The organism is Pseudomonas sp. 2995-1, from assembly GCF_002742505.1.
Lineage (GTDB): Bacteria > Pseudomonadota > Gammaproteobacteria > Pseudomonadales > Pseudomonadaceae > Aquipseudomonas > Aquipseudomonas sivasensis.
Genome location: NZ_LJSA01000377.1, coordinates 513210 through 527164, shown reverse-complemented (window position 1 = coordinate 527164; position 13955 = coordinate 513210). Strand labels below are relative to the sequence as shown.

General features: G+C 61.1%; 9 protein-coding genes. 4 read left to right on the top strand and 5 right to left on the bottom strand.

Annotated features, from left to right (window positions below; all coding sequences use genetic code 11):
• Nucleotides 1-57 precede the first annotated feature (57 nt).
• On the bottom strand, nucleotides 58-1032 hold the full coding sequence (locus tag AOA61_RS19615) for an ABC transporter substrate-binding protein (protein WP_099602472.1): 975 nt from the start codon (nucleotides 1030-1032) through the stop codon (nucleotides 58-60).
• Between the two features lie 32 nt (nucleotides 1033-1064).
• Between AOA61_RS19615 and AOA61_RS19610 the strand changes: the two genes are divergently transcribed.
• Nucleotides 1065-2174, top strand: coding sequence for a GlxA family transcriptional regulator (locus tag AOA61_RS19610; protein WP_099602471.1), 1110 nt, complete (start codon nucleotides 1065-1067; stop codon nucleotides 2172-2174).
• 183 nt (nucleotides 2175-2357) lie between these two features.
• Here the strand turns inward: AOA61_RS19610 and AOA61_RS32500 are convergent, their stop codons facing one another.
• Entirely contained in the window at nucleotides 2358-3713 is a 1356-nt protein-coding gene (locus tag AOA61_RS32500; protein WP_095184780.1) for a PAS domain-containing methyl-accepting chemotaxis protein, read from the bottom strand.
• Nucleotides 3714-3892: 179 nt separating this feature from the next.
• Between AOA61_RS32500 and AOA61_RS19600 the strand changes: the two genes are divergently transcribed.
• Nucleotides 3893-4273, top strand: a complete 381-nt coding sequence (locus AOA61_RS19600) for a RidA family protein (protein WP_032887358.1) — start codon at nucleotides 3893-3895, stop codon at nucleotides 4271-4273.
• Nucleotides 4274-4343: 70 nt separating this feature from the next.
• Nucleotides 4344-6323: a U32 family peptidase gene (locus tag AOA61_RS19595; RefSeq protein WP_032887361.1), complete on the top strand. Its 1980-nt coding sequence runs from the start codon at nucleotides 4344-4346 to the stop codon at nucleotides 6321-6323.
• On the opposite strand, the gene AOA61_RS19590 is transcribed toward AOA61_RS19595, so the two are convergent.
• On the bottom strand, nucleotides 6301-7206 hold the full coding sequence (locus AOA61_RS19590) for a DMT family transporter (protein WP_095184782.1): 906 nt from the start codon (nucleotides 7204-7206) through the stop codon (nucleotides 6301-6303). The genes AOA61_RS19595 and AOA61_RS19590 overlap by 23 nt on opposite strands.
• A 109-nt stretch (nucleotides 7207-7315) precedes the next feature.
• On the opposite strand from AOA61_RS19590, the gene AOA61_RS19585 reads away from it, so the two are divergent.
• Nucleotides 7316-7750 carry an Lrp/AsnC family transcriptional regulator gene (locus AOA61_RS19585; RefSeq protein WP_032887368.1) on the top strand — a complete coding sequence of 145 codons (435 nt, stop codon included), beginning with the start codon at nucleotides 7316-7318 and terminating at the stop codon, nucleotides 7748-7750.
• Here the strand turns inward: AOA61_RS19585 and AOA61_RS19580 are convergent.
• Both AOA61_RS19580 and xylB read right to left on the bottom strand, forming a co-directional pair.
• Nucleotides 7747-12342, bottom strand: coding sequence for a hypothetical protein (locus tag AOA61_RS19580; RefSeq protein WP_099602470.1), 4596 nt, complete (start codon nucleotides 12340-12342; stop codon nucleotides 7747-7749). The two genes, AOA61_RS19585 and AOA61_RS19580, sit on opposite strands and share 4 nt — an antisense overlap.
• A 147-nt stretch (nucleotides 12343-12489) precedes the next feature.
• Entirely contained in the window at nucleotides 12490-13950 is a 1461-nt protein-coding gene (xylB, locus tag AOA61_RS19575) for a xylulokinase (protein WP_099602469.1), read from the bottom strand.
• Between the last annotated feature and the right edge of the window lie 5 nt (nucleotides 13951-13955).

Genomic DNA, 13955 nt, shown 5'->3' with positions numbered 1-13955 from the left:
TCTCCGGGTGCAGGAATCCCTGCCGAGGCTACGTCGACAAGGTCAGAAATAAGCGAATCAGTGGGGGGGCGGTAAAAGGCTGTTGAAGCGCGGGTCGAAGATTTGCCCGACGTCCAGCGCACGGGGAATCACCCGCTCGGCGGCGAACAGGTCCGCCAGACGCTGTTGCAAGGCGATGACGGCAGGATCAATCGGCACGTACTGCAAGGTTTGATGGGCGAGCATGTCGCGCACCAGAGCGATTGGCAGCCGCGTGGTCTGGGCAAACACCTCGGCCCAGGCATCTGGATGCGCCGTGGCCCAGGCTTGGGCGCGGGCGAGCCTGGCCAGCAAGTCACCGGCCTGCGCCGTACGCTCAGGGTCGGCCAGAGCCTTGAGGCTCGCCACCGTAAAATTCTGCCCGGTTTCCGGCCATTCGCTGCCGTCCAGCAGTACCCGCGCGCCTCGCGAAGTGGCTTGGCCAACAAAGGGATACCACACTGCCCAGGCATCGAGCCGGCCACTGGCAAAGGCGTTTTGTGCATCGACGGGGCTGGCATAGATCATGTTCAGGTCCCGCGTTGTGAGCCCGGCCTGATGCAGCGCTGCCAGGAACAGGTAGTGCCCGCTAGTGCCTTTGGCGACGGCGACCCGTTTGCCCTTGAGATCGGCGACTCGCTGGACAGTGGTCCCCTCAGGTAACACCAGCGCGTTATTGTTCTGCGCCCCGCTCGCCACGCCAATGATGCGGATATCAAAACCGCCAGCCTGGGCAAAAACCGGCGGCGCGTTGCCGACCACACCCAGGTCGATGGCTCCGGCGCTCAGGGCTTCCAGCAGCGTGGTACCTGCGGTGAATGGATGCCACACCAGCGTTCCCGACAGCCCCGCATCCTCCCCCGCCGCGTGCAGCATGGCTTGGGTCAAACCGCTTTGGTCACCCACATGCAGCGCAGCCGACACCGGTTGCGCGATCAACAACGCAGCCCAGCACACCAGCCCGACCAAGTGTTGTCGTACAGCGTACTTGGCAGCACCCGGTTTTAACGTCATTGTCTTTCCCTCATTTTTGCGTTGAATCCAGTATGTCGAGGCTCGCCGTGCCGCTCCATGCCAAACACCCCTCCTTTACTGCCACGTCGGGCATCGCTGTGCGCACGGTGGTGGTGCTAGCGTTCGATGACTTGCTGCTGCTCAACGCCGCTGGACCGCTGGAGGTGTTTGCCGCGATTCCACGCCTGCTGGGCGGCGCGTTTGCCACACAGGCGCCGTATCGGTTGCTGCTTGCCTCACCGTTTGGAGGCCAGGTCAGCTCGGTGTCGGGGATCAGCGCCAGCACCCAGTCACTGGAACGAATTGATCAACAAGCGCCCGACATTGATACGCTGATCGTCGCGGGCGGCCCCGGCATGGACGCCCTGGAAGCCAACGAGCATGCCTGCGCCTGGCTGCGCGGCCGCGCCCCGGCGATCCGTCGCCTCTGTTCAATCGGCACCGGCGCCTTCGCATTGGCCGCCGCCGGTTTGCTCGATGGGCGCAACGTAGTGACCCACTGGAAGTTCGCCGAAGCATTGCAGGCGCGTTACCCTAAGGTCATCTGCCAGACCGACGCGTTGTACCTGCATGACCGCAACCTGTGGACGTGCGGCGGCGCCACCGCAGGCATCGACTTGGCGTTGGGACTGGTCGAGCAGGATCTGGGGGCCGACGCGGCGCTGTCATTGGCGCGCTATTTCACCGTGTTCCTGTGGCGCTCGGCCGAGCAACCGCAGTTGAGCGCTTCGCTCAAAGCCCAGTCCACCGCTCTGCGAACTGATCCCGATGTACGCCTGGCGCGCTTGCATGCGTGGATTGCGGGCAACTTGAACGGTGATCTACGCGTGGAGCGCTTGGCCGAGCAATTCGGCATGAGCCCGCGTCACTTTGCGCGAGCCTATGTCGCCGCCACGGGCGATACGCCCGCACAGGCGGTGGAGAGTTTGCGCTTGGAAGCCGCCTGCCGGGTGCTGGCCACCACGAGTGAACCCATCAAGCGGATAGCGCAAACGGTTGGTTTCGGCCGTGAAGAGCGCATGCGGCGTGCCTTCCAAAAACAACTGGGCACTAGCCCGCTGGGTTATCGCAACCAAATGAAGGCAGCAACCCACCAGGCACCGTTTCCGATGGGGATCGCGCTGCAGGGTTTGGCGCATTGAGTTCAGCTAAGCCCAGCGCTCAAGGACGCCCCCACAAAAAAATCCGCCGTAACATGTGAGCGCTGGCTTGCCCGCGACAGCGGCCGTTCGGTGTACCTATCCACTATCTAGGTAACGGCGGCTCACTTTTGGAAAAGAGCCCCAAAAGCAAGCCTGAGACCAACATCAACAGCGAGCCAGCGATTAGCCAACCCAGCCTATGGCAGTCTTGGGAATCACCTCCGACTCATCCAGCTTCGACGCAAACATACTCACCGCCTGCACCGCATCGCTGGTGCTGGTGCGAATCTGCAAGATCACCGAACCCGCCTGGTCCGCCAACTGGACGCCGCGTTGTGCGCCTTCCTGGGTGGCGTTCATGCTGGTCACCGCGTCGCGGGTTTCCGAGAGGATCATGCCGATCATCTCGGCGATTTCCGCTGTGGAGCGACTGGTACGCCCGGCCAGTTGCCTGACCTCATCGGCCACCACCGCAAAGCCACGGCCTTGGTCGCCGGCCCTTGCGGCCTCGATGGCGGCGTTGAGCGCCAGCAGGTTGGTCTGGTCGGCGATGCCACGAATGGTGTTGACGATGGCGGTAATTTGCTCGGAACGATCGCCCAACTGCCCGACCAGGCGCGCGGATGAGCCGATGTTTTCGGCAATCCGGCGCATCTCCGTGGCGGTTTCCTGGATAACCTGGGTGCCGTGCTCGGCAAACCGTTCGGTCTCGGACGAGATGTGATAAGCACGGGAGGCGCCACGGGAGTCTTCTTCGAACTTCTCTACACGTTCGGTGATGTCGCTGGCGAACTTGACGATCTTGATCAGCTTGCCGTCGCCGTCGTAGACCGGGTTATAACTCGCTTCGAGCCACACGACCCGGCCATGTTTACCAAGGCGTTTGAATTGCCCGGTGAAGAATTCGCCATTGTTCAAGCGCCGCCAAAAGTCCGCGTACTCATGGCTGTTGATCAGGGCCGGTTCGCAAAACAGGCGGTGGTGTTTACCTTTGAGCTCGGCCAACGAATACCCCATGACGTTCTGGAAGTTGTCGTTGGCGTCCAGTACCTGCCCGTTCAAATCGAATTCGATAACGGCCATCGCCCGGTCCAACGCCGTCAGTTTGCTGCGCGTAGCGGCTTCCTGTTCAACCTTGGCAGTGACGTCCAACGCGTACTTGACCACTTTCAACACCTGGCCACGCTCATCCAGCACCGGGTTGTAGCTGGCCTCAAGCCAGATAGTCCTGCCTTGGGAGTCCACCCGCTTAAACGTACCTGACACGAACTTTCCGGCCTTGAGGTCAGCCCAGAACTGGCCATAGGCCGAGCTGCTGGTCAGCGCTGGCAAGCAGAAATCACGATGGGATTTGCCGAGCAGTTGCTCACGGCTGTAACCCAGCGTCCTCAGGAAGTTGTCGTTAGCACTCAACACCTTGCCATTGAGGTCAAATTCGACCACGGCCATGGAGCGTTCGAGTGCAGTAAACAGTCCTTTGTATTCGGTGACTTCGGCCGTCCTGGCCGCCAGTTCTGTTTTAACTGCTTTATTGAACATGACGTACCCTCAACCGTGCGAAGAAGCTGTCTGTAACTGGCTATCGGCGGCTGAATACGCGACTTTACGCGGTTTTAATGTTTATTTTCTGGCGTCAAAAAGCCGCGCATTGCGGTTTGCCCGCGCGGCTGTTTTCGGGGACCATGGGCGCCTTTGCAACCTGCCAACGAGAGGCGCCCATGGCCAACCACGACCTGTCCTACACCCCCGATCCTGATGCTGACTCCATCTCATCCGACGTAATTGGCTTCAACGGTATCCTGGTCTCTACCCAGATCCCGACCCGCGCCGACGGCAGCCTGGAGCTGGGCGATATCTCCCTGCAATGCGAATGCACCCTGCAAGCGCTGAAAGTCGCGCTGGAAAAGGCTGGCAGCTCCATGGATCGGGTAATGCACCTGACCATTTATCTGACGGATATGGCCGATCGTGCGGCCTTTAATGAAGTCTACAAACGCTTCTTTGCCAAGCCCTGGCCCGTGCGTGCGGCGGTTGGCGTTGCTGCATTGGCGGTAGAAGGCATGCGCGTGGAAGTGACCGCGATGGCCGCCCAGGCCTGAGTTGATGCCGGTCAGGCATTTCACAGCTACAATGCGCGCCTCAACCGTGACAAGCCTGACTAAAAAAACTATGTCCATGCCCAAGCATCACCTGGAATTGCTCAGCCCTGCCCGCGATGTCGCCATCGCGCGGGAGGCGATCCTGCATGGCGCCGACGCCATCTACATCGGCGGCCCAAGTTTCGGCGCCCGCCATAACGCGTGTAATGACGTGAGCGATATCGCTCAGTTGGTAGAATTCGCCCACCGTTACCATGCACGCGTCTTCACCACGATCAACACGATCTTGCATGACAACGAACTGGAACCCGCGCGCAAGCTGATCCATCAGCTCTACGACGCCGGTGTTGACGCGTTGATCGTGCAAGACCTGGGTGTGATGGAGCTGGATATTCCGCCCATTGAGCTGCACGCCAGCACCCAAACCGATATCCGCACCCTGGCCCGCGCGAAGTTTCTCGACCAGGCCGGTTTCTCGCAGTTGGTCTTGGCCCGTGAGCTGAACCTGCAGGAAATCCGCGCCATCGCCGACGAGACCGATGCCGCCATCGAGTTCTTTATCCACGGCGCCCTGTGCGTGGCGTTCTCCGGGCAGTGCAACATCTCCCACGCGCAAAATGGCCGCAGCGCCAACCGTGGCGATTGCTCCCAGGCTTGCCGCCTGCCGTACACCTTGAAAGACGATCAGGGCCGCGTTGTGGCCTTTGAAAAGCACCTGCTGTCGATGAAAGACAACAACCAGAGCGCCAACATCCGCGCCCTCGTCGAAGCCGGTGTGCGTTCGTTCAAGATCGAAGGCCGCTACAAGGACATGGGCTATGTGAAGAACATCACCGCCTATTACCGCCAGCGCCTCGACGACGTGCTTGAAGACCGCACAGACCTGGCCCGCGCTTCCAGCGGCCGCACGGTGCACTTTTTCCTGCCTGACCCGGAAAAAACCTTCCACCGTGGCAGCACCGACTATTTCGTCAGCGACCGCAAGATCGACATCGGCGCCTTCGACACGCCGACCTTCACCGGCCTGCCGGTCGGTACGGTGGAAAAAGCCGGCAAGCGCGATCTGCAAGTGGTCACCCATGAGCCGTTGTCCAACGGTGACGGGCTGAACGTGCTGGTCAAACGCGAAGTGGTGGGTTTTCGCGCCAACATCGCCGAACCCAAGGGCGAGTTCGAGGAAGACGGCCAGAAGCGCTATCGCTACCGCGTCGAGCCGAACGAAATGCCGGCCGGTCTGCACCAGTTGCGCCCGCACCATCCGCTGAACCGCAACCTGGACCATAACTGGCAACAAGCGCTGCTCAAGACCTCGGCGGAGCGCCGTATCGGCCTGTCGTGGGTCGCGCGCCTGCGTGAAGACCAGCTGGAAATTACCGCCACCAGTGAAGAAGGCATCAGCGCCAGTGTCACCCTGCCCGGCCCGTTCGGCGCGGCCAACAAGCCGGAGCAGGCGCTGGATACCCTGCGCGACCTGCTTGGCCAACTCGGGACTACCGAGTATCACGCGACGAATATCGAGCTGGACGCGCCACAGGCGTTCTTCGTCCCCAACTCGCAGCTCAAGGCATTGCGCCGCGAAGTGATCGAAACGCTGACTGCGGCCCGTGTCGCGGCTCACCCCCGTGGTGGACGCAAGGCCGAGACCACGCCGCCGCCGGTTTACCCGGAAGCGCACCTGTCGTTCCTGGCTAACGTCTACAACCAGAAGGCCCGCGACTTCTATCATCGTCACGGCGTCCAGATGATCGACGCTGCCTTTGAAGCCCATGAAGAAACCGGCGAAGTACCGGTGATGATCACCAAGCACTGCCTGCGCTTCTCGTTCAACCTCTGCCCTAAACAGGCCAAGGGTGTGACGGGCGTGAAAACCAAGGTCGCGCCGATGCAATTGATCCATGGCGACGAAGTGCTGACGCTGAAGTTCGACTGCAAGCCGTGCGAGATGCATGTGGTGGGCAAGATCAAGGGGCATATCCTTGGCTTGCCGCAGCCGGGCAGCGTGGTGGAGCATTTCAACCCGGATAAGATTATCTTTCAGGGCACGCACTAACCCTGCGGGAGCGGGGCCACCACCAGCCCCGCTGCAACCCGGCAGCCGCCAGCAGAATAGCCGCCACCCCCAGCCATTGCAGCCAACCCAGGCGGTGGCCAAAGGCAATCCAATCGACGACGATCGCCGCTATCGGGTAGATAAACGACAGCGCGCCGGTGATGGCCGTCGGCAGTTTCTGGATCGCCCCGTACAGCAACACATACATCAACCCGGTATGCACAACGCCCAGGGCCACCAATGCCGACCAGGCATTACTCGCCTGCGGCAGGCTATTCCAAGGCACCAGCGGTGCCAGTAGCAGCGCACCGGTAATCACTTGGATCAACGCCATCAAATGCGGCGGCACGTCCTTCAAGCGCTTGATGATCAATGCCGCTACGGCATACAAAAACGCTGCGCCCAACGCCAGGACGATTCCCGTCAAATAGTCCCCACCACCGCTCTGCTGCTCACCATGGGCAGTGACAATCGCCAGCATCCCCATAAACGCCACACTCAGCCAAGCCAGTTTCTGTAGGGTGATTTTTTCACCGAGAAACAGCGCCGCCAGCATGACCAACAGGAACGGCTGAACGTTGTACACCGCCGTACTGATGGCGATGGATGCGCGGGAATAGGATTCAAATAACAGTAACCAATTACCGACGATGGCCACGCCGCTGAGCATCGCCAGCCCGAGCCGGGCCCAACTGAGCAGGTCCAGGCGCAGGTAACCCAGCACCGCGCAGACCAGCAGTAACGTGAGCCCACCGATCACACAGCGCCAGAACACCACCTCAATTACCGACACGCCCGACACCAGCACAAACCAGCCAATGGTGCCCGAGATGAGCATGGCGGCGACCATTTCCCAAGAACCGCGACGGATCGATGTATCCATGATTGGAGCTCCTCAAGTGAGGCTCAATTATGGCAATCTGCGCGTGATCGGCTCCAGCGACTAAAAAAGGCAAACACCGGAAATCACCTTTTCTTATTAGGCGAACACCATGATTGACACCATCGACCAGCAACTTATCGCCGCTTTGATGGACGACTCGCGTTTGTCGCTCAAGGCCCTGGCGGGTATTACCGGGCTGTCCTCGCCCAGCGTTGGCGAACGCTTGCGTCGCCTGGAAGAACGCGGCGTGCTGACCCACTACACCGTGGACATTGACCCCAAGCATTTTGGCTATTTGCTGCAAGCCATCGTGCGCATCCGTCCTCTGCCCGGCCAGTTGCAGGAAGTGGAACGCCAGATCCAGGCGATCCCCGAGTTCACCGAGTGCGACAAGGTGACGGGCGAAGACTGCTTTATCGCCCGTCTGCATGTACGCACCATGGACCATCTCGACAGCCTGCTTGACCGCCTCAACGCCTATGCCGAAACCAACACCGCCATCGTCAAGAAAACCCCGGTAAAGCGGCGTTTACCGCCCCTCTAGGGTGCGCAGGGCGCCAGCCGTCGCCAAGGTTTGGCGCTGCCTGTGATGACCCAGTTCAAATCCGGCCGTTGGTTTTGCGTCCAGTGCGCCACCTCATAGTTGTAGCGGTCATACGAGACTTTCTCGTTGTTGACCGAATAGGCTTTGCTCGCCACCCACGGCGGCGCGCAATCCCCGGCTTGCTCCGGTGGGCTGATAATCACCGAATGACTGGCGCTGGCCGTGCGGTTGGCGACGTCGGTCACGGTCAGCCCGATGCTTCGCGCGCCCGCAGTGGTGGGCGCAGTGAACGTTGGGCTGACCATGACCGAAGCAGCCGGGGTAAAGCCCTCTGCCTGCCATGCGTAGCGTAACGAGAGCCCACTTGAGCCGGTCGCCGACAACGCCAGGGGTTTGCCCGCTTCGACCGTGGTGGGCCCACTGATCTGGGCGACGGGCCTGGCGGACGGTACGACGCTCACCGTCTTGCGCAGGTTCAGGCTGGCGTTCTTGCTGTCTGTGACGGTCAATGACACCGTGGCCGGGGTCACCACGCTGACCTGGGCCGCACGCAGTGTCAGCGACGGGCCATCGACCAGCGTACCCTCCAGTGGCGGCGAAATGGACCACGCGTACTTCAGTTCGCCGCCCGGCGGGTTCGAGGCGGCGTCGGTAGTGAACAGGATGGATGCATCGGCTTCTACGTCGTCCGCGCTGATGATTTTACCCACCGGCGGTAGTGGATCAGGCTCTGGATCTGGCTCAGAGCCGCTGGCCTTGACCAACACCGCGACGGCTTTTTTGACACTGTTGCGGGCCGCGTCAGAAACCGTCACCGCCACGGTGACCACTTGATCGGTGGTCACTTGCGGCGCGGTCCAGGTCTGATCGGCACTGTTGGGCGTGGCGCCGATCAATGAGCCTTTGACCCACGCGTAGTTCAAGGGATTGCCAACGGGCGAAGTAAACGCGGCCTGGTAACGAATGCTTTGGCCACTTACGACTTCCAGAGGGCCGTTCAGTTGACCTTGGGGTGGATTGGCGCCGGACGGCTCTCCAACAACCACGCGAGGCGTGTTGTAAATCACCGATCGAAGGCCGCCGTCGCTGACCGTGGCCTGAACCACCAACCCACCGTTATTACTCGACTTGACCGCCTTCACTCGGGCTGTGGGCTGCTTGGGGTCGGCATCCAACAATTCGAAGCTGGCGGTGTTCACCCACCAGCGATAGCTCAGATCCCGGTCTTCAGGGTTATCAATGATCACCCGAGGCTCGAAGATGTCCCCCACGTTGACATGGTTAGGCAAGATCATGCGCCCGATCAAAGGAGGATATTCATACGCCTTGATCTGGATGGTTTTGTTCGGCAGCGATGCGAAGCCCACACCATCTCGGACCAACACCCTGACGTAACCATTCTTGTTAGCCATCAACTTAGGCGCCTTTAGGGTGATCTCCCGCTGATCGCTAGGGCCTATTACCGTCAAGGCGCCTTCGGGCGGCGATGTTACGGTCCATACGTAGGTCAGTTCACGATTGTGCGGGTTGCCGATTTCGACGTGCTGGGTGAAGGCCTGATCGCTCGGAACTTGCGTTTCGCCGACGATGGTTCCCCCGACCAACTGGGTATCTTTTTTGACGATTACGTTTTTGTGCAAATTCAGCGTTGCGCCGTTGCTGTCGCGTACGTCCAGGGCCAACTCAAGCGTCGTGTCAGCCGCAACCGGCGGTGCCGTGAGGGTCACGCTCGCGGTATTGCCCACCTGGCCCGTAAACCCAGGTGGGATGCGCCAGTCATACATCAAGGGCAAGTTGCCGGGGGAGTTGACCAAGGCCGTAAAGGTCGCGGTGGTTTTTTCCACCACCTCGGCCGGAGCGCTCAGCTCCCCTTCGGGCCCGCCTTGTCCCTGGCTGCGCACCACGACCACATGCTCTTCACGGGCCTGGAGCTGCCCGTCATCGACCCGAAGGGCCAAGGTGTACGGCGTCGGCGTGGTCACCGTCGGCGCGTTGAATTCCAGCCGCGCACCGTCGGTGTGTGCGCCGAGTTCGGGCGGTGCTTCCCACGTGTAAATCAGCGGGTTGGCGCCTGGGTTGATGGAACTCGAACCCGCGCCGTCCAGTTGCACGCTGTCACCACTGCTGGCCTCGGTGGGTCCGCTGATTACAATCATCGGCGGCATGGGCGGTGCGGTACCGGGCTGCCCTTCGCTGTCCATCACGTGCCCGACCACTTTCAAGGTGTCCGCGCCCGCATGGGCCAGCAGCAAACTGGCGTCCTGGGCAACGTTGCCGAAGCGGGTGTAAGTGACGGAGTTAGTGGGGATTTTTGTTTTGGTGATCAGACTCCCCCCCACGTTGGCCAGGAAATTACCGTAATCCACCGCCGGGTTTACGGTGAAGTCGCTTGCAAGGGACTGCCCCACGGCCCCTTGGTAGTCAATAAACCCTTCCTTGAGACGGACCCACGGCGTGCTGTCGTCGGCACAGGCCTGCAACGTCACTGGCTGATCATTGCCGTTGTTGCGCACACACAGCTCCGGGGTATCCATGGCGTGCAGGCGTCCACTGCCATCGAGCAACCAGCGCGCCGCATTGGGCTCATGACAAGCCTCCTGCGCCACCAACCTGAGGGGGTTGGCCGCGTCCTTGACCACACAGTTTTTGGACTCGAACTCGATCGGGCGCAGGCGCCCCGCTGCCGCTGGCGCGGGCCAGTCCATGTGTAGTTGCGCCAGCAAATTGTGCAGCTGTTGCTGCAAGCCGACAGTCACCGGCGCGTCACGGTTGACCCGTGCCCAGTGGTCCACCGCCGCCAGACGCTGCTGCAAAGTCCTTGCGTCGTCACAGGTCTTGATCAGCCGCCAGTTCATCGGCGCCACCAATCCGCTCCAGACGGCCGGTGCACGTCGCGCAGAACTACCGCTCGCAGGCACGATGAGACGGTACAGATTGCCTTGGTAACTCACCGGCTGGCCGGGCACGGAGTACACCTGCGCGGGGTCCCATGGCGCTACGTTTTCGCAAGCGTCCCCGAGGGTGCGCGGATACACCCGCACGCTGGCAACGGTGGTGTCCACGGCCCCCGTGGCATTCCTGACGGTGAGGCGAAAGCGATAGTCGGTGGGCATCTGGACTTCAGGGAAATGTGCGACGGCCATGTCCGACTGGCTGTTGTCGATCACAGCAGCCGGGGCACCTTCAAGCTGCGACCATTCAAATTGCAGCGCGTCCACGCCAGGGTTGCGTGACGCCTTGGCATTGAGCGTGGCGCGCTCACCGGAAAACGGCAGGTCTTTTTGCCCCAACTCCACGAAGCCACTGGCGATGGGCGCCCCTGCTGGATCGGGAGGTGGGAAAAAACCGGCGATTACCGAATGCCAGTTGTTGATGGAACGTACATTGTCATTCACGCCCTCTACCCCGGTGGGTAATCCCTGGTACGTCAATTGCGGATTGGAATAGACACCAATACGTACCGAGGACGGTGTGGCACCGCCGCAATACCCCATGAGGGTGTGCCAGTAAGGCAAGACGCTACGCTGGCAATAACCACGGGAATACGGATAGGGCGTCCCGGCATCTTCATGGTGTGCGCCCAATAAATGACCGACTTCATGGGCGTAGGTCTGGGCGCTGTGCATGGTCGCGTAGGCATGGCTTTGTCTCAGCGATGTGGGCCCTGCGGTGGACGCGAGGCCGCCATCGGTATCCAGCATTGCGATGACCACATGGGCCTTTAGTTGGGTGCGAATATCACTGCTTAACGTCCCGACCGGGCTCAGCAACCGATTCATGCAGGGCAAATCGCCCAGGCATTGCTTGGATGGCTGGTTGTAGTCGATGTGCGCCACACCTGCATTTTCAAACACCCCGGTCACCCCGCTGAGCTGGGCCACCGTCTTGAAATACTCGAAGTGCTTGATGCCTTGTGCGACGGGATCAACCAACGCATCGCGAACATCGTTGCTATAGACCGTCAGGACACGTATCGGCTGCTGCACCGTGTCGCCGTTGCGCGCAACTGCCTGCACATCGAGTGCGTTCAGGGTGTCGACAAGTGGGGGGTCAGGAAGGTCGGCGTCTTGCCTGCGCGAGACGGCAACCTGGCCATTCTCCATGGGTAAAATTTCATAACTGACCCCGTCCACGATAACGGTGCCGGTGACACGCTCATCATGGGCGACCAGGATCGCCAGGTTCTTGGGGTCTATGGCCAGGTCATGGGACAGGTCAGTACCGGGAGAGATGTAACGACGCCCGGATGCGGAAGGTTGCACCTCACCCACCCACACCGTGGCCCCGGACTGCTGGGAAACTCGAAGTTTCTTGACCCTGACCGTAACGCTCCGGTCCAACGGAATGTCCAGCCAACGCTGTGTATCAAGCAACAATTTTGCGTTACCACGGCCCAGGCTGGCGGGCTGGCCCAGCACGGTTTTCGGGGCACCACTGTCAAGGATGATCAGGGAGGGAGCATCGTCAGCCCGGGCGGTGCCGGTCGCAACAGTCACCCACACAAAGGCAATTAATACCAAGGCAGGTAATGCAAGGCGAAGCGCCCCTTTCTGCCACGTTGCAAGGGTGGAAGGATTTTTTTCGGAGCGCATCGTGCTTCTCCCTGAGTAGTCAATTACCCAGTTGCAGCAGCTGATTCCACTCGCTCCGAGACTGCGCCGGCGAAATGCCCGTGGCACAGTAAACTCGCAACTGACGCCAGATTTAACTGTAGTTCAATATGCGCGACAGGCAGCCCTTCAATCACGCAACGCCTTGGCGGCGGGCAATAACTGCTTGAATTTGGCATAGCGCATTTCCAGTAACCCATGCTGAGCCAAATCAGGCTGATAACGCGCCTTCACCGGCATACCCGCCTTCAACAACTCCGCGCCCTGCCCCATCGCCAGAAACCCCAGCTTCGCCGCCCCAATACACGCACTCAGCTCGCTGCCGTGCAGGGTATGGACTTCCCGCTGGAGGATGTTGGCCAGCAGTTGGGCCCAGTACTCGCTGCGCGCACCACCGCCCACCAGCGCACAGGCGCCAACACTGGCACCGGCGGATTGCACGGCGCGCAACGCATCCAGCAGGCCAAAGCCTACGCCCTCCATCACTGCATAACCGAGCATGGCGGGATTGCAGTCGTGACCGAGGTTCATAAACCCACCCCGCAACAATGGATCGTTATGGGGCGTACGCTCACCGGCCAGGTAAGGCAGAAACAGCGGCGTATCCAACGGCACCGGCTGTCCGATCGGGAATTGCGCCTGCACCTGATTCAACAGCGTTTGCTCATCCGCCGTCCCGGTGAGCCGAGTGACCCAGCGCAGGCAACTGGCGCCGGCGAGCATGGCGCCCATGGTGTACCAGCGGTTGGGCAGCGCATGGCAGAAACTGTGCACAGCGCTGGCCGGGTTACCGGCAGCGTGATCGGTGATCGCGACCAGGGCCGCGCTGGTGCCAAGGGTGATAAACGCATCACCGGCATTGATCGCCCCCATACCCACTGCGGCCACCGGGTTATCGCCGCCACCACCGGCGATCACCACGTTTGTCGGCAAGCCCAGGCCACTGAGCGTCACGCACGCACTCGCGGCGCCGCCTTCCACTAACCGGGGCATCTGCGCAGGCGTGAGGCCCGTTGCATGCAGCATCGGGGCGAACCACTCACGTTGCGCCACGTCCAGCCACAGCGTACCCGCCGCATCGGACATTTCGCTGATCCGCTCGCCACTGAGCCGCAAACGCAGGTAGTCCTTGGGCGACAGCACACAGTCAATCGCCTTAAATACCTCAGGTTCGTGCTGTTGCAGCCACAGCAACTTGGGTGCAGTCAGCCCGGCCATGGGCAAACTGCCCGTGACCTCGGCAAAGGTCGGCCCCAACTGTTCGGCTTCGGCCACGGCGCGGGAGTCGTCCCACAGGATCGCCGGGTACAGCACGCGGTCGTCCTCCCCGAGTAAAACCGCACCGTGCATCTGCCCGGACAGCCCGATACAGGCCACTCGGGCAAACGCTTCATGCTGGCGCAATTGGTCTAAGGCCTGCAGGCACGCCTGCCACCAATCTTCCGGAGCCTGCTCGGACCAACCGCTGTGGCGCCGTGACACGCTCAAGCGCACGCCGGCATGGGCCAGTACAGCACCGCCGGTATCCATGAGGATGGCCTTGAGTTCCGAAGTGCCGAGGTCGATTCCGAGGGAAACAGGACTGTTCATACGTG